This is a genomic window from Sphingomonas sp. HITSZ_GF (assembly GCF_029543155.1).
Lineage (GTDB): Bacteria > Pseudomonadota > Alphaproteobacteria > Sphingomonadales > Sphingomonadaceae > Sphingomonas.
Map to the genome: position 1 here is coordinate 435,167 of NZ_JARQXA010000001.1, position 26,584 is coordinate 461,750.

At 67.6% G+C, this 26,584-nt stretch carries 17 protein-coding genes and 1 riboswitch; of the genes, 11 read left to right on the plus strand and 6 right to left on the minus strand.

What is annotated here, in order from left to right; all coding sequences use genetic code 11:
- Positions 1 to 35: 35 nt before the first annotated feature.
- Together P6144_RS02200 and metE are read right to left on the minus strand one after the other, a co-directional pair.
- Positions 36 to 755, minus strand: coding sequence for a hotdog domain-containing protein (locus tag P6144_RS02200; protein ID WP_277766084.1), 720 nt, complete (start codon positions 753 to 755; stop codon positions 36 to 38).
- Complete coding sequence (gene metE, locus P6144_RS02205; protein ID WP_277766085.1) at positions 755 to 3,055, minus strand: 5-methyltetrahydropteroyltriglutamate--homocysteine S-methyltransferase; 2,301 nt, start codon at positions 3,053 to 3,055, stop codon at positions 755 to 757. Before metE ends, P6144_RS02200 begins: the two co-directional genes overlap by 1 nt.
- Positions 3,056 to 3,171: 116 nt before the next feature.
- A riboswitch (cobalamin riboswitch) is annotated at positions 3,172 to 3,369 on the minus strand.
- Positions 3,370 to 3,509: 140 nt separating this feature from the next.
- On the opposite strand from metE, the gene ahcY reads away from it, so the two are divergent.
- Positions 3,510 to 4,913 carry an adenosylhomocysteinase gene (gene ahcY / locus P6144_RS02210; protein WP_277766086.1) on the plus strand — a complete coding sequence of 468 codons (1,404 nt, stop codon included), beginning with the start codon at positions 3,510 to 3,512 and terminating at the stop codon, positions 4,911 to 4,913.
- Positions 4,914 to 5,030: 117 nt separating this feature from the next.
- On the opposite strand, the gene P6144_RS02215 is transcribed toward ahcY, so the two are convergent.
- Positions 5,031 to 5,825, minus strand: coding sequence for a hypothetical protein (locus P6144_RS02215; protein ID WP_277766087.1), 795 nt, complete (start codon positions 5,823 to 5,825; stop codon positions 5,031 to 5,033).
- A 123-nt stretch (positions 5,826 to 5,948) separates the two neighbouring features.
- A complete protein-coding gene (locus P6144_RS02220; RefSeq protein WP_277766088.1) occupies positions 5,949 to 9,059 on the minus strand; it encodes a TonB-dependent receptor in 3,111 nt (1,036 codons plus the stop codon).
- Positions 9,060 to 9,382: 323 nt separating this feature from the next.
- Between P6144_RS02220 and P6144_RS02225 the strand changes: the two genes are divergently transcribed.
- The 7 genes from P6144_RS02225 to trxA all read left to right on the plus strand — a co-directional run bounded on the left by P6144_RS02225 (position 9,383) and on the right by trxA (position 21,147).
- Positions 9,383 to 11,722: a HAMP domain-containing sensor histidine kinase gene (locus P6144_RS02225; protein WP_277766089.1), complete on the plus strand. Its 2,340-nt coding sequence runs from the start codon at positions 9,383 to 9,385 to the stop codon at positions 11,720 to 11,722.
- Positions 11,719 to 12,162: a tRNA (adenosine(37)-N6)-threonylcarbamoyltransferase complex ATPase subunit type 1 TsaE gene (gene tsaE / locus P6144_RS02230; protein ID WP_277766090.1), complete on the plus strand. Its 444-nt coding sequence runs from the start codon at positions 11,719 to 11,721 to the stop codon at positions 12,160 to 12,162. The genes P6144_RS02225 and tsaE overlap by 4 nt, the downstream gene beginning before the upstream one ends.
- Complete coding sequence (locus tag P6144_RS02235; RefSeq protein WP_277766753.1) at positions 12,159 to 13,139, plus strand: phosphotransferase; 981 nt, start codon at positions 12,159 to 12,161, stop codon at positions 13,137 to 13,139. Before tsaE ends, P6144_RS02235 begins: the two co-directional genes overlap by 4 nt.
- A gap of 9 nt (positions 13,140 to 13,148) precedes the next feature.
- On the plus strand, positions 13,149 to 13,910 hold the full coding sequence (locus P6144_RS02240) for a nucleotidyltransferase family protein (RefSeq protein ID WP_277766091.1): 762 nt from the start codon (positions 13,149 to 13,151) through the stop codon (positions 13,908 to 13,910).
- A 113-nt stretch (positions 13,911 to 14,023) separates the two neighbouring features.
- Positions 14,024 to 16,957 carry a double-strand break repair protein AddB gene (gene addB / locus P6144_RS02245; protein WP_277766092.1) on the plus strand — a complete coding sequence of 978 codons (2,934 nt, stop codon included), beginning with the start codon at positions 14,024 to 14,026 and terminating at the stop codon, positions 16,955 to 16,957.
- Positions 16,958 to 17,334: 377 nt separating this feature from the next.
- Positions 17,335 to 20,772, plus strand: a complete 3,438-nt coding sequence (gene addA, locus P6144_RS02250) for a double-strand break repair helicase AddA (RefSeq protein ID WP_277766093.1) — start codon at positions 17,335 to 17,337, stop codon at positions 20,770 to 20,772.
- A 54-nt stretch (positions 20,773 to 20,826) separates the two neighbouring features.
- Entirely contained in the window at positions 20,827 to 21,147 is a 321-nt protein-coding gene (trxA, locus tag P6144_RS02255) for a thioredoxin (protein WP_277766094.1), read from the plus strand.
- Here trxA and P6144_RS02260 read toward each other — a convergent pair.
- Complete coding sequence (locus P6144_RS02260) at positions 21,144 to 21,551, minus strand: GFA family protein (protein WP_277766754.1); 408 nt, start codon at positions 21,549 to 21,551, stop codon at positions 21,144 to 21,146. The genes trxA and P6144_RS02260 overlap by 4 nt on opposite strands.
- Before the next feature lie 17 nt (positions 21,552 to 21,568).
- The gene (gene argJ, locus P6144_RS02265) at positions 21,569 to 22,795 is read right to left on the minus strand and encodes a bifunctional glutamate N-acetyltransferase/amino-acid acetyltransferase ArgJ (protein WP_277766095.1); all 1,227 of its coding nucleotides are present in this window, start codon (positions 22,793 to 22,795) and stop codon (positions 21,569 to 21,571) included.
- 191 nt (positions 22,796 to 22,986) lie between these two features.
- On the opposite strand from argJ, the gene P6144_RS02270 reads away from it, so the two are divergent.
- The 3 genes from P6144_RS02270 to secA all read left to right on the plus strand — a co-directional run bounded on the left by P6144_RS02270 (position 22,987) and on the right by secA (position 26,555).
- Positions 22,987 to 23,283 (plus strand): hypothetical protein, encoded by a 297-nt coding sequence (locus tag P6144_RS02270; RefSeq protein ID WP_277766096.1) that lies wholly within the window; start codon positions 22,987 to 22,989, stop codon positions 23,281 to 23,283.
- 154 nt (positions 23,284 to 23,437) lie between these two features.
- Positions 23,438 to 23,698 (plus strand): hypothetical protein, encoded by a 261-nt coding sequence (locus tag P6144_RS02275; RefSeq protein ID WP_277766097.1) that lies wholly within the window; start codon positions 23,438 to 23,440, stop codon positions 23,696 to 23,698.
- A gap of 115 nt (positions 23,699 to 23,813) precedes the next feature.
- Positions 23,814 to 26,555, plus strand: coding sequence for a preprotein translocase subunit SecA (gene secA / locus P6144_RS02280; protein ID WP_277766098.1), 2,742 nt, complete (start codon positions 23,814 to 23,816; stop codon positions 26,553 to 26,555).
- The last annotated feature ends 29 nt before the right edge of the window (positions 26,556 to 26,584 follow it).

The window sequence follows — 26,584 nt, forward strand, 5'->3', positions numbered from 1 at the left end:
AACATGGGGTACCAAAGCTCCGCACCTGCCGCTGTCTAGTTCTCCGCCGAAGCCGTCGCAACCATCACGAATTCCGCCGATGCCGCGCGCCGTCTTTCACCGCTGAGCAGTTCCTCTGCCCACAACTCCACCCGTACGCGCTGCGAGCGGTTGCCGCGCATCGCCACGCGCGCCGCCAGCTCGATCATCTCGCCTTCCTGGATCGGCGTGGTGAAGTCGACGCGCTCGGATGCGGCCATCACCATCACTTTCCGCGTGTCGCGGGAGGAAGCGATGAAGGCCGCCTTGCCCAGCATCCGCAACGCCTCGCCGCCGAACAGCGTGCCGTAATGGTTGGTCTGGGGCGGGAACACCATGTCGGCCATCACCAGCACACCCTCGGGGTCCGGCTCCGGCAACGCGAGGGCGGGCAGCGGCCCACCCTCGCGCGCCACCAGCGTGAAGCGGCCACGCGTACAAAGACGCCGCTCCCCGCTCAGCAGCGCCTCGGCGACCAGCTCGACCTCGACATCGAGCGAGCGGGTGCCGACGCGGACCACCTTGCCCGTCGCCTCGATCAGTTCGCCCTTCAGCGCCGGGGCGGCGAAGTCGATCCGTTCGGAGGCGGCGGTGACGAAGGGCGCCCGGCCATGGCGCGAGGCGGCGAGGAACGCCACCTTGTCCATGTGCGCGAGCGCCACGCCGCCGAACAGCGTGCCGTGGTGGTTGGTGTCGCCCGGGAACACCATGTCGATGAGGCGGACGACACCCGCCATCACGCCGGCTCCGCCACGCGGACGCGCAACTGGCGCGCCGCCGCGACCATCGCGTCGATCGCCGGCTTCACCTCTTCCCATTTCCGGGTCTTGAGCCCGCAATCGGGGTTTACCCACAACTGCTCGGGCGCCAGATGCGCCTGGGCGAGCTGCATCAGCTTCACCATCTCGTCGACACCCGGCACGCGCGGCGCGTGGATGTCGTACACGCCCGGCCCGATCGCGCTGGGATAGCGATAGGCGGCAAAGCCCTCGAGCAGCTCCATCTGCGAGCGCGCGGTCTCGATCGAGATCACGTCGGTGTCCATCGCGCCGATCGCCGGCAGGATGTCGTTGAACTCCGAATAGCACATGTGCGTGTGGATCTGCGTCGCATCCGCCACGCCCGCCGCCGAGAGGCGGAACGCGTCCACTGCCCAGTCGAGATAGGCAGCCCAGTCGCGCTTGCGCAGCGGCAGGCCCTCGCGCAGCGCTGCCTCGTCGATCTGGATCGCCTTGCAGCCGGCCGCTTCCAGGTCGACCACTTCGTCGCGGATCGCCAGCGCAATCTGCTGGCACGATGCCGAACGCGGCTGGTCGTCGCGCACGAAGCTCCAGTTGAGGATCGTCACCGGCCCGGTGAGCATCCCCTTCATCGGCTTGGTCGTCAGGCTCTGGGCATAGCGCCACCAATCGACGGTCATCGGCCTGGGCCGCGAGACGTCGCCGAACAGGATCGGTGGGCGCACGCAGCGCGAGCCATAGGACTGGACCCAGCCGTTCACCGTGAAGGCGAAGCCGGCGAGCTGCTCGCCGAAATACTGGACCATGTCGTTGCGCTCGAACTCGCCGTGCACGAGCATGTCGATCCCGGCTTCCTCCTGCCAGCGCACCGTGCGCGCAGTCTCCTCGCGCAGGAACCGGGTGTAGGCCTCGTCGGACAGGTTGCCGCGATTATGCTCGGCGCGGGCATGGCGCACCTCGGCGGTCTGCGGGAACGAGCCGATCGTGGTGGTGGGGAAGGGCGGCAGGTCGAGCATCTCGGCCTGCACCGCGGCGCGCGCGGCATAGGGCGACTTGCGTTCGCGCATCGCCAGCGTCACCGAAGCGGTGCGCGCGGCGACCAGCGGATCGTGGATGCGCGGCGAGATCTTGCGTGCCGCGGCGGCAGCCGTGGACGCGGCAAGCTTATCGGCGACCGCTTCGCGCCCGGCGTTGAGTGCGTCCTTCAACGTCACCAGTTCGTCGACCTTCTGCACGGCGAAGGCGAGCCACTGCTTGATCTCGTCGTCGAGCTTGGTCTCCAGCGCGAGGTCCACCGGGACATGGAGCAGCGAGCAGGACGGCGCGAGGATCAGGTCGCGCGTCGCGGCGATCGGCTCGATCCGGTCGAGGATCTTCTCCAGGTCGGCGCGCCAGATGTTGCGGCCGTCGATCACGCCGAGCGAGAGCAGCAGCTTCCTCGGCGCTGCCACCAGCACCTTGTCGAGCTGATCGGGCGCGCGAACCAGGTCGACGTGCAGGCCGGCCACTGGCAGGTTCACCGCCAGCGTCAGATTATCCTCGAGCCCGCCGAAATAGGTGGCGAGCAGGATGTTCAGGCCCAGCCGCGGCAGCTTGGCATAGGCGCGGGTGATCGCCGCGCGCTGGCGCTCGTTGAGATCGGTCGTCAGGATCGGCTCGTCGATCTGCACCCATTCGGCGCCGGCATGCTGGAGCTGGGTGAGCACCGCCGAATAGAGGCCCAGCACTTCGTCGAGATAGTCGAACGGATCGACGTCGCGGCCCTTGGCCAGGCTCAGCCAGGTGACCGGGCCGAGCAGCACCGGGCGCGTCTCATAGCCCAGCGCCTTGGCCTCGCGATATTCGTCGACGATCTTGGAGGAGGAGAGGGCGAGCTTCTGCCCCGCCGCCAGCTCGGGGACCATATAGTGGTAGTTGGTGTCGAACCACTTGGTCATTTCCTGCGCGGTGTGGCCATGGCTGTGCGCGCAGCTCGTGGTCTCGCGCGTGGTGCCGCGCGCCATCGCGAAATAGGTCGCCAGGTCGGCGGTGCCGGCGGCGACGTCGTAGCGCTCCGGGATCGCGCCCAGCATCAGGCTGGTGTCGAGCACATGGTCGTAGAAGGAGAAGTCGTTGCTCGGCAGCCAGTCGGCGCCCAGCGCGGCCTGGCGGGCCCAGGCGGCGGCGCGCAGGCCCTGCGCGGCTTCCTGCAGTTCGGTCTCGGTGGACTTGCCGCTCCAGAACTTCTCGAGCGCGAATTTAAGCTCGCGCCGCGGACCGATCCGCGGAAAGCCGAGCGTGGCAACAGTTACGGTCATGGTCTTCATACCCCGATGAAGGACGGGGGAGACCGGCATGGACACGCATACGGGCCGCGAACGGACGGATGGCCCGGCCGCGGCATGCAAGCGGCCAGACCGGGCACCCCGCCGGTGGACGTTATCGCGTCGGAGGCAGGTCTCCTGGCTCACGGGTCAGCGCGGACGATCCGTCTTCCCAGGGCGGTCAGGCCCCAGTGACATGGCTGGATCGCCGCTCGCCGCTTACAGTTGCGGGGGCAGCGCCGGTTTCGCACCGGCTTCCCGTCTTAGCTTCCGGGCAAGCCGGAAGAACCTCGACTCCCTAAGCATCCGCGCATCGGAGCGCGGCGTCAAGCGACATATAAAGATATCTTTATATCCGGGTTGCGCGCGCCGGTCGAAGCCTGTAGTGCGCCCCCATCCGCAGCCGGCGATTCCCGGCGCGTAAACGATTCACATCTGGAGACAGCTCGTGGCTACCGTGCTCGACAAGGATTACGTCATCAAGGACCTCTCGCTTGCCGCCTTTGGCCGCAAGGAGATCGAGATCGCCGAGACCGAAATGCCCGGCCTGATGGCGCTGCGCCAGGAGTTCGGCGCCTCGAAGCCGCTCAAGGGCGCGCGCATCACCGGTTCGCTGCACATGACGATCCAGACCGCCGTGCTGATCGAGACGCTGAAGGAACTCGGCGCCGAGCTGCGCTGGGCGACCTGCAACATCTACTCGACCCAGGATCACGCCGCGGCCGCCATCGCCGAGGCCGGCATCCCCGTCTTCGCCGTGAAGGGTGAGACGCTCGAAGAATATTGGGATTACGTCATCCGTATCTTCGACTGGGGCCAGGACCAGACCTGCAACATGATCCTCGACGACGGCGGCGACGCCACCATGTTCGCGCTGTGGGGCGCGCGCGTCGAGGCGGGTGAGGAGCTGTTCACCCCGTCGAACGAAGAGGAAGAGATCTTCGTCGCCACGCTGAAGCGCTTCCTCGCCGAGCGTCCGGGCTACCTGACCAAGACCGTCGCGACGATCAAGGGCGTCTCGGAAGAGACCACCACGGGCGTCCACCGCCTGTACGAGCTGTCGAAGAAGGGCAAGCTCCCGTTCCCGGCGATCAACGTCAACGACAGCGTCACCAAGTCGAAGTTCGACAACCTCTATGGCTGCAAGGAATCGCTGGTCGACGCGATCCGTCGCGCCACCGACGTGATGCTCGCCGGCAAGGTTGCCTGCGTCGCCGGCTTCGGTGACGTCGGCAAGGGTTCGGCTGCGTCGCTCCGCAACGGCGGCGCCCGCGTTCTGGTCACCGAAGTCGATCCGATCTGCGCGCTCCAGGCGGCGATGGAAGGCTATGAAGTCGTGACGATGGAAGAGGCTGCCACCCGCGCCGACATCTTCGTCACCGCCACCGGCAACGAAGCCGTGCTCACCGTCGATCACATGCGCGCGATGAAGAACATGGCGATCGTCTCGAACATCGGCCACTTCGACAGCGAGATCGAGATCGCCGGCCTCGCCAACATGAAGTGGACCGAGATCAAGCCGCAGGTCGACGAAGTCGAGTTCCCGGACGGCAAGAAGATCATCGTGCTGTCGAAGGGCCGCCTGGTGAACCTCGGCAACGCGACCGGCCACCCGTCGTTCGTGATGTCGTCGTCCTTCACCAACCAGGTCCTCGCCCAGATCGAGCTGTGGACCGGTTCGGACAAGTACAAGAACGAAGTCTATGTCCTGCCGAAGCACCTCGACGAGAAGGTCGCGGCGCTGCACCTGGAGAAGCTGGGCGTGAAGCTCACCAAGCTCAGCCAGAAGCAGGCAGATTACATCGGCGTCTCGGTCGAAGGCCCGTTCAAGCCGGATCACTATCGCTACTAAGCGATCGACGAACCCAAACAGAAAGGGCCGCGCCTCCCTCGGGAAGCGCGGCCCTTTCCGTTTCCGTCCTTCCGGCGAAATCCGGGATCTCAGGCGAAGGCGCGGGGCAGGGGCGGCTTACCGATACCCCAAAATCTCCCGCACCCCCGGCACGGCGAAGTCGACCAGCCGCTTCTGCATCTCGGGCAGCTCGTCGGGGAACTCGATCTCGACCCCCGCGGTCAGGTTCTCGCGCGCGGTGCCGCTCTGCTTGCGGTCCGAGCCGGTGCGCACCCGCTCGCGCCAGTCGCCCGGCATCTCGATCCCGCAGGCGTCGAGCAGGTTGGCGAAGAAGAACTCGGCTTCGCGGCTCTCGAGGTTCTTGAGCTGCGCCACCAGGTCCTCGTAGCGCACCAGATAGGCGCCGGTGCCCAGCCAGGCGACGGCATTGTGGGTGAATACGTCCACCATCGGCGGCGCCTTCTGGTAGATGCCGAAGATCATCAGGTTGAGCAGCTCGTTGACGGTCAGCTCGCCCTGCTTGAGCCGGTCGATATTGCCTCTGAACTCCTCCGACAGGAAGAAGCGCGCCCGCGCCAGCACCCAGCTATAGGGGTCGCGTACCAGCAGGATCTTGCGGGTGCGCGCCAGCTCCATCGCCGAATCGTCGGCGAAGAACAGGTGCCCCCAGCTCAGCTGCGGCTTGTTGCGGTCGAAGGCGGCGAGGTGCTGGCCGAGAATGGCCCATTGGATGAACTGCGCATGATATTGCTGCTCCACCGGCACGAACATCCGCATGATGTTGCGCAGCAGGTGGCTGCCGCTCTTGGGCACGCTGTTGAGGAACACGCCCTGGCGCAGCGGCGCCTGCTCGAAGCGGAGATTCTCCTGGTTGAGCGTGTCGGGCTTCATCCGGACGATCGGCTGTAGCATTCGGTTTCCCTGCAATCACACGGCCAAAAAAAGACAAACCGGCGACGTGACTGCCGCCGGTTTGCCGTTCGATACGCTTGTCCGCAAGCCCGGGGCTTCCGCGCGGAAGCCCCGGGCCGACGATCAGAAGCGGCCCTTCACGCTGAGGAAGCCGCGGCGACCCAGCATGTCGTACTGCGACGAGAACACGCTCTGGCCGAGCGTCGTGATCTCGCCATTGCCGTAGATCGAGACCCGCGGCGGCTTGGTGTTGAACAGGTTGGTCACACCGAGCGTGATCTGCAGGTGCGGCAGCTCCTTGGTGATCGAGAGGCTGTGGTAGAAGGTCGGCTTCGCCCGCAGCTTCTCGCAATAGCCGCCCGGATAGAGCGCGCTGGTGGTGCAGAGGCTGCCGTTGGTGGCGGGATTGTCCTCCAGCCAGTCGCCCACGTCCGAAGTGCCGCCGACAACGTTCAGCCCGTAGTAGATCGAGAAGCTGCCCTTCTCCCACGAAGCATTGAACGCGCCGGTCCACATCGGCTCGCCGTCCTCGCCATTATAGTTCTGGCGAGTGCCCTCGTAGAGCGCGACATAATCGACCGTCTGCCAGGTCATCTCCGCCGTAACCGACAGCTTGCCGAGGTTGCCGAGGTCCTGCGAGATGTTCGCGGTGACGTCGATGCCCTCGTTCTTCTGCGAGTTGATGTTGATGTACTGGTCACGGATCTGGGTGATCGCGTGGGTGGTCGGATCACGGTCGAACTGGCCGCACAGCGGGTCGCCCGGGAAGAAGTTCGACAGGTAGCAACCGCTGACGATCGCCGAGCCGCCCAGCTTGCTGATCTCGCCCTTCACCTCGATGTTGAAGTAATCGACGGCGAGGTTGATCCGCGTGCTCGGCAGGAAGCCGAACTTCGGGGTCAGGATCACGCTGGCGGTCTTCGCGGTGGAGGTTTCCGCCTTCACCACGCCCAGGCCGCCGCCCGAGACGATCTCGACGCTCGAGTTGTTGCCGCCCGTGAAGTTCAGGCCCATGCCATCGGCCGCGCAGTTCGCCACCAGGATGGCGTTCGGCGAGGGGTTCAGGCCCAGGTTGATGCACGGGTCGACCGAGCGGCGAGCGACGAAGGCCGACTGGTCGGCCAGGAACTGCTCGAACAGTGCCGGTGCGCGATAGCTGGTGCCCCACGACCCGCGGAAGCGCAGGAAGTCGTTCACCTGCCAGTTGGCGCCGACCTTGTAGGTCCAGTTGTTCTTGTCGGTCGCCGTCGCACCATCGGACGCTCTCGTCGCTTTGAACTGGGTGTAGCGGCCCGAAGCGGACAGGTTGAGCGCCTGGATGAAGGACGTGTTGTGGATCAGCGGCAGATCGATTTCACCAAAGGCTTCCTCGGTGATGTTGTGACCTGCCGTCACGCCGGAGGTGGTGACGCCCCAGGCGTTGTTCTCGCAGCCATAGGGATCGCCGACGACTTCGCCGCAGACGATGTCGCCCGGACGGTCATTGATCGAATCCCGGCGCCAGGCGACGCCCGCGGCGACGGCCAGGTCACCTGCGGGCAGCGTGACGATCGGGCCGGTGACGCTGAACTCGGCAGCGAGCTGCTTGTACACGGTCTTGCCGGTGTCGACGCCGAACAGATAGGCGCGCTCGGCAGCGTTGGGAGCACCCGCGAGGAACTCCGGATCGGTCCAGCGCACGTCGACGCAGGGCGCGCCGCGCACCGCCGTCACTTCGCCCGGCTGGCAGGCGTCGAAGCGCCAGCTCTGCTGGTCGATCGCGTCCTGGTAGATCTGGTCCTGGGTGTAGGTGCCGACCGACTTGCTGTACTGGACGTAGCCGTCCCAGGTCCAACCCTTCAGGAACGAGCCGAAGTCGCCGCGCAGGCCGCCCACGGCGCGCCAGTAATCGACGCGCTGGCTCGAATCGAAGTGATCGGTGATCGGAGTCGGGCTGATGAAGCCGTTGCCGGTGAAGCCGGTGGCCGGGCCGCCCCAATCCTCGGTGTACATGTAGTTCCAGAACTGGCGCGAGCCGTTCTGCTTGGACTCGCGGCGGTTCCACAGGCCTTCGGCATAGGCTTCGACATGCTCGCCCAGGTGGATCGAGGCGTCGCCGTAGAAGGTCAGGCGCTTCGTCTCCGGGATCACCGTGTCCTGGCCATAGATCGGGCTGTAGAGATGGTCGATCGAGCCCGAAGCGGGGTCATAGCCCATCTGGTAGAAATTGCCCGGCACGCCGAAGCCGGTGGCGGCGAGCGACGGGCGCAGGTTGGGCACATAGTTGCCCAGATTCTCGCCCGGATAGGAGAAGCCGCCGCGGCCGGAGCCGACCAGCGCGGTGCCGGCGGCGTTGTAGCTGTACAGATAGACCTGGCCCCAGCTCAGCTGCGAGCAGCGCGGCTTGCCGGTGACCGGGTTGACGAGGTCGGTGCGCTGGTTGGCGCTGTTATAGACATAGTCCTCGGGGCAGCTCAGATAGTCGCGGTCGCCCGCGGCCAGCTCGGTCTGCTTGTAATAGTCGGCCGCGAACATCACGTGGCCGCCCATCGAGCCGCCCCATTCGGTGCCCCAGGCGCCGCTGATGCGATACTGGTCGCCGCCGCCGCCTTCGGTGGCCGAGCCGAACGCGTTCAGCTCCAGGCCCTCGGTCTTGGTCTTGGTGAGCAGGTTGACCACGCCGGCAACCGCGTCCGAACCATAGACCGACGAAGCGCCGTCCTTTTCGATCTGCACCTGCTGGATGATCGACTGCGGCAGCACGTTGAGGTCGAACGCGGAAACTGCGCCGCGGGTGCCGGCCGGACCCGCGCGGCGGCCGTTGAGCAGAACCAGCGTACGGTTCGCGCCCAGGCCGCGCAGCGAGATGGTCGAGGCGCCGGGGCCGCCATCGGTGACGAAGTTCGACGAGATCGCGCTGGTGACCTGCGAGGAGCCCGAGGCGATCGGGCTCGACATCAGCATTTCGGCCGTGTCGATCACGCCGCGCTTCTCGGCCTGCTCGGGATCGATCACGGCGATCGGCGAGGGGCTGTTGAAGGTCGAGCGGCGGATGCGCGAGCCGGTCACCACGATGCCGCCGGTATCCTCGGCGGGGGTGGCCTGCTGCGTTTCCGGCACGGTGGCGGGCACGGTCGTCGCAGTCTGGTCAGGCGCGGGGGTTTCCTGCGCGAAAGCGGGCGTAGCGACAAATGCCAGCGTGGCCATTGCCGCCGAACCCAGCGTCGTCGACGCCAGCAAATTCAGTTTCTTCATGATGGTCCCCATGTTTGCCCGAGCCTTGTTTTTTTATGGCTCTGCTGCGCCGCAGGGTAGAACCCGCTGAACCCATGTTTCAAGCAGGTCACAAATGAGCAACAGAGTTGTCGCCCCCATGTGGCGGTCGAGCAACACAATTGTCTGAAATGGCGGTATTTATCGCCTTTTTGCGCGCGAAATTCCCTTAACGCGGCGTCAATTTGAATGATATGTTTCTGATGTGTTGCGGCTAATCGAAGCCGCCGCATTCGGCTTCCCGAGCGGCACGGCTTTGCCTAAGGGAAGAAAATGACTGCAAGGCTGGGCCGCGGGAGCGCGGCTTGATCATCATTCCCCAATCGGCTGCGGTGATCGCGGGCGCCGTGCTGGCGCTGCTCGTGCTGGGCGGCGTCTGGGCGCTGTTCGTCGGGCTGCGCGCCCGTGCAGAGGCTGCCGCCATCGCCGAAGCCAATGTCCGGCTCGCCGCGCTTGTCAGTGGCTCGCCGGCCCAGGCGATGCTGGTGCGCGCGGATGGCCGGATCGAGCTGCCGCGTCGGCTCGGCGACTGGCTCGGCTTCAAGGAATTGCCGCGCGAGCTGGCGGATCTGAGCACGAAGGATGCCGGGCTGCTCGCCGAGGACGCCGATGCGCTCGGCGTCCACGTCGCCGCCGCGCAAAAGGCAGGCAAGCCGTTCAGCCTTTCCGTCCGCGCGCGCGGATCCGAACGCGCGCTGCTGGTGATCGGCGAACGCGCGCCGCAACAGGTCAACGCGCCCGGCGGCGTCGTGCTCTGGTTCCTCGACGCCACCGAGAGCCAGGCAGAGCTCAACCGCCTCCAGCGCGAGGCCACGCGCCTGCGCGCCGCCTTCGACGCGCTCACCGCGCTGATCGAGGCTGCACCGATGCCGATGTGGTATCGCGGCGGCGACCTCAGGCTGCTCATGGTCAACTCGGCCTATGTCGAGGCAGTCGAGGGCAAGGATGCTGAGGACGTGGTCGAGCGCGGGCTCGAGCTGGTCGAGGGTGTCGGCATGGGCGGGCCGCTCGCCAATGCCGCGATCGCGCGCGACACCGGCGAGCCGCAGACCGCCGCCATGCCCGCGACGATCGACGGCAAGCGCCGGATGCTGCGCCTGCACGACATGCCATTGCCCACCGGCGGCGTCGCCGGCTTCGCCGTCGACATCGAGGAGCTCGAGCAGGCGCGGGGCGGCCTCAAGCGCTTCGCCGCGGCGCAGCGTGCGATGCTCGATCGCATCTCGGCGGGCGTGGCGCAGTTCGGCGCCGATCGCAGCCTGATCTTCTCGAACCAGCCCTTCCGCCGCATGTTCGCGGTCAAGAACGAGTGGCTGGCCGATCGCCCCGAATTCGATCGCGTGCTCGATCGCATGCGCGAGGCCAATCGCCTGCCCGAAGTGCGTGACTATCCGGCCTGGAAGGCGGAGCGGCGCGAATGGTTCGTCGCGGCCGATGCGATCGAGGAGAATTGGAGCCTGGGCCAGACCCATCTCCGCGTCGTCGCCCAGCCGCTGCCCGAGGGCGGGCTGCTCCTGCTGTTCGAGGACCGTACCCAGCAGTTCGAGCTGCAGCGCGAGCATGGCGAGATGCAGCAGGTGCGCACCGCCACGCTGGAGAGCCTGGCCGAAGCCGTCGCGGTGTTCGGCAAGGGGCGGCTCCAGCTGTGGAACCGCAAGTTCCGCCAGGTCTGGGACTTCGAGGAGAGTTTCCTCGACGGGCACCCCCAGGTCCAGCAGCTCGTCCGCGCCGCCGGGCCGAAGCTCGCCAAGGCGTCGCGCGCCGACATCATCGGCGATCTCATCCGCATCGCCGCGCAGGACCGCCAGTCGCGCGGGTCGAGCATCGCGCTGGCCAATGGCCGGCATTTCGACATCACCGCGGTGCCGCTGCCCGACGGCAACGCGCTGGTGACGATGCTCGACACCACCGATCATCACCGCGCCGAGCGCGCGCTCAGCGCCCGCAACGAGGCGCTGGAGGCGGCGGACCGGGTCAAGACCTCGTTCCTCGCCAATATGAGCTACGAGCTGCGCACCCCGCTCACCTCGATCAAGGGCTTTGCCGAGATGCTGCACAGCGGCCTGGCCGGCCCGCTGAGCGACAGCGGCACGGAATATTCGGAGGCGATCCTCGTTTCGGTCGAGCGGCTCGGCACGATGATCGACGAAGTGCTCGACCTCACCCAGAGCGAAGGCGCGCCGCTGGAAAGGGCGCCGGTCGATATCGAGATCGCCGCGCAGAACGCCGCCGAGGCGGTCGCGCCGCTCGCCAAGGCCAAGCAGATCGAGCTGGTGGTCGAGAATGCCGGCAGCGCGGGCACGATCACCGGTGATGCCCGCCGCATCCGCCAGGTGATCGAGCATCTCCTGCGCCACGCCGTGGCGGCGACGCCCGAACAGGGCAGGGTGCTGCTCCATCTCGACGGCAATGGCCGCGTCGCCCGCGTCATCGTGTCGGACAATGGCCCGGGCATGAGCCGCGAGGCGGCGGCGAACGCGTTCGATCGCTTCGCCCAGTTCGGCAATGCCCGCGGCTCGGAGCGCACGCTGGGGCTGGGGCTTCCGATCGCCAGGCAGTTCGTCGAGGCGCATCGCGGCCGCATCGAGCTGATCTCCGAGCCGGGCGAGGGCACGCTGATCACCGTCGAGCTGCCGCGCGCATGATCCTGGTCGGCCCCGAAGCCTCGCTCGAACTCGGCCGCCGCCTCGCCGAACTCGCCCGCCCGGGCGACGTGATCGCGCTGTCCGGCCCGCTCGGCGCGGGCAAGACCAGCATCGCCCGCGGGCTGCTCGCCGCGCTCGGGCTGGAGGGTGAGGCGCCGTCGCCCAGCTTCGCGATCGTCCAGCCCTATGATCCGCCCGAGGTGCGCTTCCCGGTCCTCCATGTCGACCTCTACCGGCTCGACGATCCGTCCGAGGCCGAGGAACTGGGCCTCGACGATGCCCGGATCGATTCGCTGCTCGTCGTCGAATGGCCCGAGCGGCTGGGGGATGCGGCGTGGCACGATGCGCTGTGGTTGTCCCTGGATGTGGCACCGGACGGCGCGCGCGCCTTGACAGCCAAAGTCCCGGCGGCATGGAAGGACCGATGGTTCCTGACATGAATCCGCCCGCCGCGGCGCCCGACTTCCTCGTTGCCGCCGGTTGGGGCGGCGCCGAGATTCGTCCGCTCGCCGGCGATGCCTCGTTCCGCCGCTATTTCCGCGTGGTCGAGCATGACCGCACCGCGATCCTGATGGACGCGCCGCCGCCGCACGAGGATCCGCGCCCCTTCATCGACATCGCGCGCTGGCTGACCAGCCACGGCTTCGCCGCGCCCGAGATCCTCCACGAGGACCTCGCCGAGGGGCTGGTGCTGATCCAGGACTTCGGCGACGCCCGCATGCGCGAGACCGTCGACGCCGCGCCGGAGAGCGAGCTGCGCCTCTACGAAGAGGCGATCGACCTGCTCATCCGCCTCGCCGAGCATCCCGCCGCGGACATCCTCAAGCCCTACAGCCTTGCCGAATATCACCGCGAGGCCGATCTGCTGCCCGAATGGTATTGCCCCGCGGTCGGCCTCGAGGTCGATCTTGACGGCTACCGCGCCGCCTGGGACCAGGTCCTTGCTCCCGTGCTGGCGGGTCACACGCCTGTCACGGTGCTGCGCGACTATCATGTCGAGAACATCATGCTGATCGACGGTAGCGCGGAGACCCTGGGCCTGCTCGACTTCCAGGACGCCCTGGCGGGCCATCCCGCCTATGACCTCGTCTCGCTGCTGCAGGACGCCCGCCGCGACGTGCCCGAAAGCCTCGAGACCGCGATGCTCGATCGCTACAAGCGTATCACCGGTGCCGGCGACGCGTTCGACGTGGCCTATCACGTGCTCGGCGCCCAGCGGAACGCCAAGATCGTCGGCATCTTCACCCGGCTCTGGGTGCGCGACGGCAAGCCGCGCTACCCCGGCCTGTGCCCGCGCGTCTGGACCTATCTCAACCGCGACCTCCAGCACCCCGCCTTGAAGCCCGTCGCCGACTGGTTCGAGGCCAATGTCCCGCTCGATCTGCGCGGCGACCCGCTCGCGCTGACCAAGGCCTGAGACCGGGGCATGAAACCCGCCGCCACCTATTCGCTGCGCCCGAATCCGGACGTCGCCATGCCCGAGACCGCGATGGTGATGGCCGCCGGCCTCGGCAAGCGCATGCGCCCGCTCACCGTCACCCGGCCCAAGCCGCTGGTCGAGGTGGCGGGCAGGACGCTGCTCGACCACACCATGGATCATCTGCGCGAGGCGGGGATCAAGCGCGCGGTGGTCAACGTTCATTATCTCGCCGACCAGGTCGAGGCGCATCTCAAGGCCCGCGCCGGCGATATCGACGTGCTGATCTCCGACGAGCGCGCCCAGCTGATGGAGACCGGCGGCGGCATCGTCCAGGCCCGCGCGATGCTCGGCGACAAGCCCTTCTTCACGGTGAACAGCGACACGCTCTGGGTCGACGGCCCGATCACCTCGCTCCATGCGCTCGCCGCCGCCTGGGACGACGACAAGATGGACGCGCTCCTCCTGCTCGTCCCGCTTGCGCGCGCCTATAGCCACAAGGGGCAGGGCGATTTCCGCCTCGATCCGCTCGGCCGCATCACCGAGCGCCGCAAGCCCGGCCGCCTCGCGCCCTTCGTCTATGCCGGCGCCCAGATCATCCACCCGCGCGTGATCCGCGACTGGCCCGAGGGCCCGTTCTCGACCAACCTGTTCTGGACCCGCGCGATGGAAGCCGGCCGGCTCTGGGGCGTGGTCCATCAGGGCCTGTGGTTCGACGTCGGCACCCCCGGCGCGGTGAAAGAGGCCGAAGAGATACTGGCGACGGTGTGAACCAAATCCGTCATCCCGGCGAAAGCCGGGATCTCAGGCGAAGGCGCGAAAAGAGCCGCATGAGATCCCGGCTTTCGCCGGGATGACGATTACGGCTAAGTCTCATGCGACCCATGCCCGACGCCCTCCACCTCTACACCATCCCCCCGCACCGCGCCTTTGCCGATGCGCTGGCGAACGGGCTGATCCGGCGCTTTGGGGCCGACCCGATGGGCCTAGCCCGCGGCCTCGTCCTCCTCCCCAACAACCGCGCCAAGAAGGCGATCCAGGACGCGTTCGTCCGCGCCAGCGGCGGCGGCCTGCTCTTGCCGCGCCTCGTCGCGGTCGGCGATCCCGAGCTGGACGAAGCGGTGTTCGATGCCGCCGCCGACCCGGACCCCGTGCCCCCCGCGGTCTCGCCGCTCCAGCGCCAGCTCATCCTCGCTCGCCTCATCCAGCAGGCCGAGCCCCGCCACGATGCCGCCGAAGCCGTCCGCCTCGCCGGCGACCTTGCCGAGACGCTCGACCAGCTGCTCATCGAGGAGGTGCCGCCGCGCCGGCTCGCCGATCTGCAACTCGAAGGCGAACTACAGGGCCATTGGGACAAGTCGCTCCAGCTCTTCCGCATCGTCCTCGATCGCTGGCCGGCGGAGCTCGCCCGGCTCGGCCGCATCGATCTCGCCGATCGCCGCCGCCGGCTGATCGACAAGGTGGCGAAGCGCTGGCGGGCAGCTCCGCCCCAGGGTTTCGTCTGCGCCGCCGGCATCACCGCCAGCGCGCCCGCCATCGCCCGGCTCCAGCGCGTCGTCGCCGAGCTGCCCCAGGGCATGGTCGTCCTCCCCGATCTCGCAATCTCGATCAGCGAGGCCGAATGGGACATGCTCGGTCCCCACGCGCCCGATCCGGCCACCGGCCGCCGCAAGCGCAACCTCGAGACCCACCCGCAATTCCACCTGAAATTGCTGCTCGAGCGGATGGGCGTCCACCGCGACGAGTTCGATCCCTGGATGTTCGCCAGCGAGCATGACGCGGCGCCTTCGCGCAGCAAGGCGATCGCCTCGGCGATGCAGCCGCCCGAACTCACCCATGGCTGGACCACGCTCCCCGAGCAGGAGCGCCGGCTGGGCGGCGTCCGCGTCCTCGAAGTCGCCACGCCCGCGGAGGAAGCCCAGGCCATCGCGCTGGCGCTCCGCCAGGTGCTGGAAACTCCCGAGCGCACCGCGGCCCTCGTCACCCCCGATCGCGCGCTCGCCCGCCGCGTCGCCGCCCACTGCGCCCGCTGGGGCATCGCCGTGGACGATTCCGCCGGCCAGCCGCTGTCGATCCTGCCGCCCGGCACCTTGCTGCTCGCGCTCGCCGATGCCGCCGCCCAGCGCTTCGCCCCGCTGCCGCTGCTGACGCTGCTCAAGCACCCGCTGGTGATGCCCGAGGCGCGCACCCTGTGGCTCGATGGCGCCCGCCTGCTCGATCGCGCGCTGCGCGGGCCCCGGCCGGCGCCCGATCTCGCCGGCATCGACCGCCATCTGGCGGAGCAGGAGGGCAGGGACGGGCCGCTGCGCAAGGCGGCACAAGCCTGGTGGCCCGAGGCGAAGGCGCTGCTCGTCCCGCTCGAAGCCGCCTTCGCCGCCGGCACCCAGCCGATCCCACAGCTCCTCGCCGCGTTGCGCGAAGCCGCCCAAGCGCTTGGCGGAGACGCGCTGTGGAGCCGCGCCGAGGGCCGTGCCGCCGCGACCCTGCTCGACGATCTCGAACGCGAAGCCGCGGACGGCCCCCAGCGCGCCGATCCGGACACGCTTGCCCCGATGCTGCGCACGCTGATGGACGGCATCGCGGTGCGCCCGCCCCAGGGCGGTCATCCGCGCCTCGCCATTCTCGGCCAGCTCGAAGCCCGCCTCCAGACCGCCGACCTGATGATCCTCTCCGGGCTCAACGAAGGCGTCTGGCCGGCGCTGCCCGCACCCGATCCTTGGCTCGCCCCGCGCATCCGCGCCGAGCTCGATCTGCCCGGCCTCGAACGCCGCATCGGCCTTGCCGCGCACGATCTGGCCGGCGCGCTCGGTGCCCCCGAAGTGCTACTCACCCGCGCCCGGCGCGACGCCACCGCGCCTACGATCGCCTCGCGCTTCTGGCTCCGCCTCGAAGCCTTGTCCGGTGGCCTCGATCGCGCGCCCGATCTTGCCGCCTGGGTTCGCGCAATCGACAATCCTGGCGTCCATGAATACGCCAAACAACCTGCGCCAAGGCCTCCGGTGGAAGCGCGCCCCAAGGCGATCTCGGTCACCGAAGTCGATCGCCTCAAGGCCGATCCCTATGCCTTTTACGCGCGCCGCATGCTCAAGCTTGCACCGCTCGATCCGGTCGATGCCGATCCCAGCGCGGCGTGGCGCGGCACGGCGGTACACGATGTTCTTCAGAAATGGTTTGAACTCGATAATTGCGATCCGGCCAGGCTCCGCGCCCGGGCCGAGGCGATGCTGGTCGACGAGCGCACCCATCCGATGATGCGCGCGCTCTGGCAGCCGCGCCTGATGGAAGCGATCGACTGGATTGCCCGCCAGATCGCCGAGAACCCGGATCGCAAGGTGCTCGCGGTCGAGCTCGACGGCGACGTGGAGTTCGAGGGCGTCAAGCTGCGCGGCAAGTTCGATCGCATCGATCGCCTGCCCGATGGCAGCCTCGCGATCATCGACTACAAGACCGGCCAGCCCCCCAGCACCCGCGCCGTCCGCGCCGGGTTCAGCCTGCAATTGGGCCTGCTCGGGCTGATCGCCGAGCGGGGCGGGTTCAAGGATATCGACGGCATGGCCCGCGCCTTCGAATATTGGTCGCTCGCCCGCTCCCCGCGCACCGGCGGCTTCGGCTATGTCGACAGTCCCGTCGATCCGAAGAAGAAGGAGCCGATCCCGGCGGAGGAATTCGTCGACCTTGCCGCGCACCATTTCGGCGAGGCGGTGCGGATGTGGCTGACGGGCGACGAACCCTTCACCGCCAAGCTCCACCCCGAATATGCGCCCTACGCCGAATACGACCAGCTGATGCGGCTCGACGAATGGTATGGCCGTGAGTGAGGTTCGGCTCGCCGTGAAGGGAGCGCGCGCCCCCGCGCCGTTGTCCTTCTTTTACCCCGGCGAAGGCCGGGGGCCAGTCTCGGCGTGCGCGGCGAAGGCGCGCCAGGGCGCGCGACTTTCAAGTCTGGGCCCCGGCCTGCGCCGGGGAAAGGCTGGGCTCGATCACCGACTTCTTCACTGTTCCCCGGCGAAAGCCGGGGCCCAGGGTTTTTCTGCCGGCTCGCTTGTGGCCGTGGGGCCCGGCGTTCGCCGGGGAACAGCAGCACCTCAATCCTACAACCGTCATTCCCGCGAAGGCGGGGATCCAGGGTTACTCTGCCCGTCCAGTACTGCTTGGCTCTGGATCCCCGCCTTCGCGGGGATGACGGAACTAGAAAATGTCTGAAGTCCGTCAGCTCCATCCCCTGAAGGGTAACCAGAGCCGAGCGAGCGACCCGGAGCGCCATATCTGGCTGTCTGCGTCCGCAGGCACCGGCAAGACGCAGGTCTTGGCTGCACGGGTCTGGCGGTTGCTGCTGCACGGCACCGACCCTGGCGCGATCCTTTGCCTCACCTTCACCAAAGCAGGCGCGGCTGAGATGTCGGAACGCGTCACCAGCCGCCTCGCTAGATGGGTGCGAATCGACGAAAGTAGCCTGCGTGCCGACCTCGCTTCGCTGGGCGAGACTGCGACAGAGCAGATGATCGGCAAGGCCCGCCAGCTCTTCGCCAAGGTGCTCGATGCGCCCGGTGGCGGCATCCGCATCCAGACGATCCACAGCTTCTGCCAGTCGCTGCTCGCCGCCTTCCCGATGGAAGCGGGCCTCGTTCCCGGCTTCCGCCCGCTCGACCAGCGCGAAGAGGCCGTGCTGGCCCGCGAAGCGCTCGCCGAGATGCTCGTCGATGCCGAGCGCGAACATCGGGATTGGGTCGTGGATGCAGTCGGCGCGCTGTCGCTGCGGCTGGGGGAGGGCAAGGCCGAGGATTTCCTCAAGGCCTGTGCCAGGGAAAGGGAGTCGCTGTCCCAGCTTCCGCTGCTGATCCAGCCCTATCTGCGCGAAGCGCTCGGGCTTCCTCTGGGAGACATCGACGCCGAGATCACCCGCCGCTGCGCCGACGATCAGTTCGATCTCGGAAGCTTGCGCGCGCTGACGATCATGAACGCCGATTGGGGCACGGGCAGGGGCCTGGAGCGCGCCGATATCGCCGCCGCCTGGCTGTCGAGGAGCCCCGAAGCCCGCGCCGCCGGCCTCGCGGATCTCCACGGTATCTGGGCCACCGCCAAGGGCGAGCCGCGCTCCTTCGGCAAGGGCCAGGCGCCGCAGGAGCCGGCCTATGCCGATTATGCGATGCGCCTGTTCGAGAGTTGCTCGCAGCTGCTCGGCATGAAGACCCAGGCCGCATACGCCGATCTGCTAGCCCGCGGGCTTGAGGCAGGCCGCGTCTATGCCAAGACCTATGCCCAGGCCAAGCGCCGCCTCGGCGCGGTCGATTTCAACGATCTGATCCACCGCACCGTTGCGCTGCTCGCCGAGCCCGGCATGGGCGAGTGGGTGCGCTACAAGCTCGATCAGGCGACCGAGCATGTCCTGATCGACGAGGCGCAGGATACCAATCCGCAGCAATGGCAGATCGTCGCCGCGATCGCCGACGAGTTCTTCGTCGGCGAGGGCGTTCGAGCCACGACGATGCGCACGCTGTTCACCGTCGGCGACTACAAGCAGGCGATTTTCGGCTTCCAGGGCACCGATCCGATCTTCTTCCGTGCCGCGTTCGAACGCTTCCTCCGCTTGTCCAGGGTCGAGGCCGATCCCGATTACGAATTCGACGAGGGCAAGCCCGAGCCGCGTGAGGTCGAGGAGTTGTCGCTCACCCACAGCTTCCGCTCGACTCGCCCGGTGCTCGAGTTCGTCGACGCCGCGCTCGGCGTCTTGCCGCTGCCGGGCATGGGCGAGCTTTCGGACCGCGAGGAGCATGCCAGCGAAGTGCCCGGCCCGGGCAGCGTAACGCTCTGGCCGCCGGTCACCGAAGGCGGCAGCGAGGCGGACGAAGAGGAATGGGTTAGCGATGCCACTCGCAAGCTTGCCGGCGACATCGCCAAGGCGATCAAGGGCTGGATCGGCACGCTCCCGCTGGAGAGCAAGGGCCGCATGCTTGCGCCCGAGGATGTGATGATCCTGGTCAAGCGCCGCGGCGAACTGGCATCGTTGATCGTCGCCCGCTTGTATGCCGAGGGCGTGCCGGTGGCGGGCGTCGATCGCCTGCGGCTGAACGCGCCGCTGGCGGTGCAGGACCTGCTCGCCGCGATCCGCTTCGCGCTTCAGCCCGAGGACGATCTGTCGCTTGCTTCACTGCTGGTCTCGCCGCTGATCGGGTGGAGCCAGCAGGAGCTACTGGACGCTGCGGTCCGCGATGTTGGCGGGCTCTGGCGGCACCTGCGGCGGACCCAGCCGGAGGAGCGGCTGGCGCCGCTCTACGCGCTGCTTGCCCGTGCCGATATCGCGACACCCTATCGCTTCCTCGAGGAAATTCTCTCCGGGCCGCTCGATGGCCGCCGCAAGCTGCTCCGCCGGCTGGGGGAGGAGGCGCGCGATCCGATCGAGGAGCTGCTCAACGCGACGCTCAACTTCGAGAAGACCGCGACGCCGTCGTTGCAGCGCTTCCTCGACTGGTTCGATCGCGGCGATGTCGAGATCGTCCGCGATGCCGCCCAGCCGCAAGGGGCGGTGCGGGTGATGACGGCGCACGGCGCCAAGGGGCTGCAGGCGCCCCTGGTCATCCTCGCCGATGCCACGGTCGACCCCACACGTTCCCCGCGCGACTTTCTGGGTTGGGAAGTGTCTGAAGCGTCCGGAAAGCTGCCGATCTTCCGGCCCCGGTCCTCTGAGCGGGGTGCCCTGGCCGACGTCATCGAAGCAGCCGATGCGCGCGAACTTAGCGAGCATTGGCGTCTGTTCTACGTCGCCGCCACCCGCGCCGAGGAAAAACTGGTCGTCGCTGGGGCTTTAGGCCCCATGGCCAAGGGCATGCCCCCGGCGAAGAGCTGGTACGCCGCCAGTGCCGCCGCGCTCGACGCGCTCGGCGTGCCCGAGGGAGAAGTGCGCGAATTCAGGGGCTTGAACCCCCAGCCGCCGGTGGCGTCGAGGCCGCGCCCTGCCGAGATCACGGCCGAGGTTGCGGTCCTGCCCGGCTGGGCCCGGCGCCCGGCGCCCGAGGAAGCCAGTCCGCCGCGCCCCCTCGCGCCCTCGTCGCTGGGTGACGATGCCGTTGCCGATCCGCCTCCCACCCCGGCGATGCGCGCCGCTGCCGAGCGCGGCCGGCTCCTCCACGCGCTTTTCGAGCGATTGCCGTCGGTTAGCCCCGCCGATCGCCCTGCCGCCGCCGAGCGCTGGCTGGCCGGGGCAGGGGGCGTGGCCGACCCCGCCCTTCGCGCCGAGCTGTCCGGCGCCGCGCTGGCGGTGACCGAGGACTCGCGCTTTTCCGCGCTGTTCGGCCCCGATTCGCTCGGCGAGGCGCCGATCGCCGCGGTGGTGGGCGAGGGGCTGGTCGTCTCGGGCACGGTCGATAGGCTGGTGGTGACCGACAGCCATGTCCGGGTGATCGACTTCAAGACCGGCCGCCGCGCGCCGGCCAGCCTCGAGGCGATCCCGCCCTATCATCTCCGCCAGATGGCCGCCTATGCCGCCGCGCTGGCGGTCATCTTCCCTGGGCGTACGGTCGAGGCGGGGCTGCTCTATGCGGCAGGCCCCGTCCTCCACCTGCTGCCCCCGGATTTGCTCGCTGCGCACAAGCCCGGCTTGTTGCCGATGGAGCAAAGCTTGGGCTCGCGCGCTTGACCCGGCGAGGTCGCATCATAGATTAGCCCCAACATCGTATCAGGAGTTCTACCCATGGCCACCAAGGCGACCACCGACGCCAGCTTTTCCGCAGACGTGCTCGAGGCCGGCAAGCCCGTCCTCGTCGATTTCTGGGCGGAATGGTGCGGGCCGTGCAAGATGATCGCTCCCGCGCTCGAGGAGCTGGCCGAGGAGCTGGCCGATCAGGTGCAGATCATCAAGATCGACATCGACGAGAACCCCGATGCTCCCACCAAGTACGGCGTGCGCGGCATCCCCACGATGATTCTGTTCAAGGACGGCCAGCCCGCCGCCACCCAGGTCGGCGCGATGCCCAAGAATGGCATCAAGAAGTGGCTGGAGAGCGCGCTCTAAGCGCTGCCTGATTCCCGGCGCGAGCGGGGGTGGCGCGGCAGGTCGTCGCCGGCCTCCGCCCAGCCGATCCGGCTCTCGTAGAAGATGTGGAAGCCCGGCCGCACGCGGCCGGGCTCATCCAGCGTCGCCAGGCTGAAATCCACCGTGGTGGCGCCCTTGTCCTGCATCAGCAGCGGCGTTCCGCAGTGCGTGCAGAAGCGGCGCTCACCGGTCTCGCTGGAGGCGACGCTGCCGACTAGGTCTGCGCCCGCCAGCAGTACGAAATCCGCGACTGGCACAGTGGCGAAGGCCATGGCCGGACTACCCGAGTTCAGCTGGCACGTACGACAATGGCACCAGCCCGCGTCGGTGGGTTCGGAAGCCAGCCGGTAGCGGATGCCACCGCAAAGGCAGCCGCCCTCCATGCCCGGCTGCACCAATCTCAGCTCCGGTAGTCGGCGTTGATCGAGATGTACCCGTGGGTCAGGTCGCAGGTCCACACGGTGGCGCGGCCTTCGCCCAGGCCCAGCTCGACCCCGACCTCGATCTCGCGGCCCTTGAGATGCGCGGCGACCGGGGCCTCGTCATAGCCTTCCACCGCCAGCCCGTCGCGCGCCACCTGGGTGGCGCCGAAGCGGATGGCGAGTCTGTCGCGCTCGGCGGGTTCGCCGGCCTTGCCCACGGCCATGACGACACGGCCCCAATTGGCGTCCTCGCCGGCGATCGCGGTCTTCACCAGCGGCGAATTGGCGATCGACATGGCGATGCGATGCGCGCTTGCGTCGCTCTCGGCGCCTTCCACGGTGATCTCGATCAGCTTTTGCGCGCCTTCGCCGTCGCGCACGACGAGCTGGGCGAGCTGGTGGCAGACGTCCTGCAGTGCGGCGCGGAAGGCGTCGGCGCCGTCGTCCTCGTCGCTGGCGATCGTAGCATTGCCCGCGGCGCCGGTGGCGAAGGCGAGCACGGTGTCGCTGGTCGAGGTGTCGCCGTCGACGGTGATGCACGAAAAGGTCCTGCCGTTGGCGTCGCTCAGTGCTGCCTGCAGGAAGCCGGGATCGACCGCGGCATCGGTGAAGAGGAAGCCGAGCATCGTCGCCATGTCCGGGGCGATCATGCCCGATCCCTTGATGATGCCGATCAGGTTGACCGTCTTGCCGCCGATCACCGCCTGCGCGGTCGCGCCCTTGGTGAAGGTATCGGTGGTCATGATCGTCGCGGCGGCGTCTTCCCAGCTGCACGGCTCGGCGGTGAAGGCGGCGTCGAGGCCCGCTTCGGCCTTGTCGATCGGCAGCGGCACGCCGATCACCCCGGTCGAGGAGACGAACACGTCCGACGGCTGGCAGTTCAGATGCGCGGCGGCGCGGGCGGCGATCGCCTCCACCGCGGCGCGGCCGCGATTGCCGGTGAACGCGTTCGAGTTGCCGGCATTGACCACCAGCGCACGCGCCTGGCCGAGCGGCAGCGCCTTGCGGCACCATTCCACCTCGGGCGAGGGGCATTTGCTGTTGGTCAGCACGCCCGCCACCGTGGTGCCCGGCGCCAGCTCGATGAAGGTCAGGTCGCAGCGGTCCCAGTTCTTGTAGCGCGCCCGCGCCACGCGGGTGGTGACGCCGGAAATCGCTGGAATGGCGGGGAAGGGCAGCGCGAGCGGGGAGCGTTCGATGGACATGGGCGGACCTGTTGCTAAGCTGGCGACCGCTTCGGGCAAGCGGGGGGAAAGATCAATTGCTTTCGGCGGCCATGGCGGTGCTCTTGCCGCCCCGTTGCAGCGGTCCGGCGCGCTAACCTGCGCGATGCGTGGACTTCCTTCGCGCCGATGATACCAAGGATGCAGGTCGCTTCTGACTTGAAAGGCTTTCCATGATTCTCGCAACCCTGCTGGCGCTGGCCGGCCAGTCCGCTTCCGCTCCGATCATGACGATCACCGTGCAGAAGCTGCCCGCCAGCTACACCTCGGCGCCGATCGTCCATCTCGATTTCGACAAGAAGGGCGCAGTCACGGCCTGCACGCTCGAGCAGTCGAGCGGCAGCCCGGGCATCGACAAGGTTGCCTGCCAGCAGGTGCAGACGATCAAGCTGCCGGTCGAGGGTGGCAAGGCGCCGGCATCGCGCTCGGCTGCCGTGGAATTCGTCACCGGCGGTGCGCCGGGCAAGTGATCTGCGCGGGCCCGGGCGCCCTGCGCGCGGGCCCGCACCGCCCTGTGACAGGCGGAAAATTCGCTTTCGATTGGACGAAGCCGATCGGAATTACTATGTCGCCGAAGCACGTCCCCGCGTTCTGGGGCGCCTAGGGCATTTGCGAGCTTCGTTTTTGGAACTGCTGCTTCTCCTGACTGCCTTCCTCGCGAGCCTGACCGGCGTCGGTCAGGCCGATCGCGGCGGGATGCGGCAGGTGCAGGGCGTGGCGGTGGTCCAGGCGGCGCAGGCAGCCCAGGCGGCGGTGCTTCCTGCCCGGCGCGCGGCGCCTGCGGTGGCCGTGCCGCTGCTCCGGCCCGAAAAGGCCCTTCCGCTCTCTGCCCTTCAGCAGCCCATCGTGGCGCTGCATCTGCCGTTCGAGCGCCGGCTCGAATGAGCTTTTTCGCGGCCCGCTGAACCCTAGCGGCCGCTTTTTCCGTTTCAGCATCCAAACGGGCGCCGACCCTGGTGGCGCGCCCGTCCGACCACCCTAGATTTAGACTGGAAAATCCATGTTCGGCGGCATTGCCAAGACCCTGCTCGGTTCCTCGAACGATCGCTATGTGAAGTCGCTGGGCGGCATCGTGAACAAGATCAATGGATTCGAACCTTCGATCGCGGCGATGAGCGACGAGGAGCTTTCGAGCCAAACCGTGAAGTTCCGCGAGCGTCTCGCCAATGGCGAGAAGCTCGACGCGCTGCTTCCCGAAGCCTTCGCCACGGTGCGCGAGGCGGCCAAGCGCGTGCTCGGCCAGCGCCATTACGATGTGCAGATGGTCGGCGGCATCGTGCTCCACCGCGGCGAGATCGCCGAGATGCGTACCGGCGAGGGCAAGACGCTGGTCGCCACGCTGGCGACCTATCTCAACGCGCTGCCTGGCGACGGCGTGCACGTCGTCACCGTCAACGACTATCTCGCCTCGCGTGACGCGGAGTGGATGGGCCGCGTCTATCGCTTCCTCGGGCTGACCACCGGCGTGATCATCCCGAACCTGTCGGATCACCAGCGCCGCGAGGCCTATGCCGCGGACATAACCTACGGCACCAACAACGAGTTCGGCTTCGACTATCTGCGCGACAACATGAAGTACGAGCGCGCCTCGATGACGCAGCGCCCGTTCAACTTCGCGATCGTCGACGAAGTCGACTCGATCCTGATCGACGAGGCACGCACCCCGCTGATCATCTCGGGCCCGACCGACGACAAGTCCGAGCTCTACATGGGCGTCGATGTGGTCGTGAAGCAGCTCGTCAAAGACGATTACGAGATGGACGAGAAGCAGCGCACCATCGTGCTGACCGAGGACGGCACCGAAAAGGTCGAGCGCATGCTCGAAGCCGCAGGGCTGCTCCAGGGCGCCAATCTCTACGATTTCGAGAACACCCAGGTCGTCCACCACCTGAACCAGGCGCTGCGCGCGAACGTGATGTTCAAGCGCGACATCGACTACATCGTGAAGGACGACAAGGTCGTCATCATCGACGAGTTCACCGGCCGCATGATGGACGGCCGCCGCTGGTCGGACGGCCTGCACCAGGCAGTGGAAGCCAAGGAAGGCGTCAACATCGAGCCGGAGAACCAGACGCTCGCCTCGATCACCTTCCAGAACTATTTCCGCATGTACCCCAAGCTGGGCGGCATGACCGGCACGGCTGCGACCGAGGCGCCGGAATTCTTCGACATCTACAAGATGAACGTCGTCACCATCCCGACCAACCTGCCGGTGCAGCGCGTCGACGAGGAAGACGAGTTCTACAAGACGCTCGAGGAAAAGTTCGCGGCGATCGCCAAGAAGATCAAACTGCATGCCGCCAAGGGGCAGCCGGTTCTGGTCGGCACCGTCTCGATCGAGAAGTCCGAAATGCTCTCCGAGTTCCTCAACAAGGAAGGCGTCGAGCATAACGTGCTGAACGCGCGCCACCACGAGAGCGAAGCGCATATCGTGGCGCAGGCAGGCCGCCTGGGCGCCGTGACGATCGCCACCAACATGGCCGGCCGCGGCACCGACATCCAGCTCGGCGGCAACCTCGAGTTCCGCGTCCATGACGAGCTTTCCGAGATGGAGGAAGGCCCTGCCAAGGAAGCCGCGACCCAGCAGATCAAGGCCGAGATCGAAGCCGAGAAGCAGAAGGTGAAGGAAGCCGGCGGTCTGTTCGTGCTCGGCACCGAGCGCCACGAGAGCCGCCGCATCGACAACCAGCTGCGCGGCCGTTCGGGCCGCCAGGGCGACCCGGGCCTCAGCCGCTTCTACCTGTCGCTCGACGACGATCTGCTGCGTATCTTCGGCTCGAACACGCTGTTCGCCAAGATGATGCGCAACAACATCGAGGATGGCGAGGCGATCGGCTCAAAGTGGCTGTCCAAGGCGATCGAGACCGCGCAGCGCAAGGTCGAGGCGCGCAACTACGACATCCGCAAGCAGGTCGTCGAGTATGACGACGTGATGAACGACCAGCGCAAGGTCATCTACGAGCAGCGCGCGGACATCATGGATGCCGATACGGTGGGCGATGTCGTCACCGACATGCGCGCCGAGACGGTGAACGCCATCATCGGCGAATATTGCCCGCACGGCTCGTATCCCGAACAGTGGAAGCTCGACGAGCTGAAGGAGAAGCTGGTCGGCACGCTCAACCTGGACGTGCCGGTTGATCAGTGGATCAAGGACGAGGCGCAGATCGAGCCGGAGATCGTCGAGGAGCGCGTCCGCGAGATGGCGGACAAGCTGGTCGAGGCCAAGGCCGCCGATCTCGAGCCCGAGACCTGGAGCCAGATCGAGAAGTCGATCCTGCTGCAGAATCTCGACCATCACTGGAAGGAGCATCTCGCGATGCTCGATGCGCTCCGCCAGGTCGTCCATCTGCGCGCCTATGCGCAGAAGACGCCGATCAACGAGTACAAGCACGAGGCCTTCGCAATGTTCGAGCGCATGCTCGGCCAGATTCGCGAGGACGTGACCCGAACGCTCGCTTTCGCCCAGTTCCGCATGGAGCCGGCGCCCGAGCTGCCGCAGCTGCCCGACTTCCTGACCACGCATATCGACCCGCTGACCGGCGAGGACGACAGCTACGACTATGATGGTGGTGCTGCGGGCCTCGTGACCACCCGTCTGCCGCAGATGGGCATTCCCCAGCCGTCGGCCGAGGATCTCGGCACCGATCCGGCGCAGTGGGAAGGGCTGGTCAGCCGCAACGCGCCGTGCCCGTGCGGCTCGGGCCGCAAGTACAAGCACTGCCACGGCCAGGTGGCGTAAGGCACCCAATTCCTCCCCCAGCTTGTCTG

What these genes read in the sequence shown, in the direction of transcription:
- P6144_RS02200 (WP_277766084.1), bottom strand. Translation starts at nt 755, where the DNA reads ATGGCGGGTGTCGTCCGCCTCATCGACATGGTGTTCCCGGGCGACACC.
- metE (WP_277766085.1), bottom strand. Translation starts at nt 3,055, where the DNA reads ATGACCGTAACTGTTGCCACGCTCGGCTTTCCGCGGATCGGTCCGCGG.
- P6144_RS02215 (WP_277766087.1), bottom strand. Translation starts at nt 5,825, where the DNA reads ATGCTACAGCCGATCGTCCGGATGAAGCCCGACACGCTCAACCAGGAG.
- P6144_RS02220 (WP_277766088.1), bottom strand. Translation starts at nt 9,059, where the DNA reads ATGAAGAAACTGAATTTGCTGGCGTCGACGACGCTGGGTTCGGCGGCA.
- tsaE (WP_277766090.1), top strand. Translation starts at nt 11,719, where the DNA reads ATGATCCTGGTCGGCCCCGAAGCCTCGCTCGAACTCGGCCGCCGCCTC.
- P6144_RS02235 (WP_277766753.1), top strand. Translation starts at nt 12,159, where the DNA reads ATGAATCCGCCCGCCGCGGCGCCCGACTTCCTCGTTGCCGCCGGTTGG.
- P6144_RS02240 (WP_277766091.1), top strand. Translation starts at nt 13,149, where the DNA reads ATGAAACCCGCCGCCACCTATTCGCTGCGCCCGAATCCGGACGTCGCC.
- addB (WP_277766092.1), top strand. Translation starts at nt 14,024, where the DNA reads ATGCCCGACGCCCTCCACCTCTACACCATCCCCCCGCACCGCGCCTTT.
- addA (WP_277766093.1), top strand. Translation starts at nt 17,335, where the DNA reads ATGTCTGAAGTCCGTCAGCTCCATCCCCTGAAGGGTAACCAGAGCCGA.
- trxA (WP_277766094.1), top strand. Translation starts at nt 20,827, where the DNA reads ATGGCCACCAAGGCGACCACCGACGCCAGCTTTTCCGCAGACGTGCTC.
- P6144_RS02260 (WP_277766754.1), bottom strand. Translation starts at nt 21,551, where the DNA reads ATGGAGGGCGGCTGCCTTTGCGGTGGCATCCGCTACCGGCTGGCTTCC.
- argJ (WP_277766095.1), bottom strand. Translation starts at nt 22,795, where the DNA reads ATGTCCATCGAACGCTCCCCGCTCGCGCTGCCCTTCCCCGCCATTCCA.
- P6144_RS02270 (WP_277766096.1), top strand. Translation starts at nt 22,987, where the DNA reads ATGATTCTCGCAACCCTGCTGGCGCTGGCCGGCCAGTCCGCTTCCGCT.
- secA (WP_277766098.1), top strand. Translation starts at nt 23,814, where the DNA reads ATGTTCGGCGGCATTGCCAAGACCCTGCTCGGTTCCTCGAACGATCGC.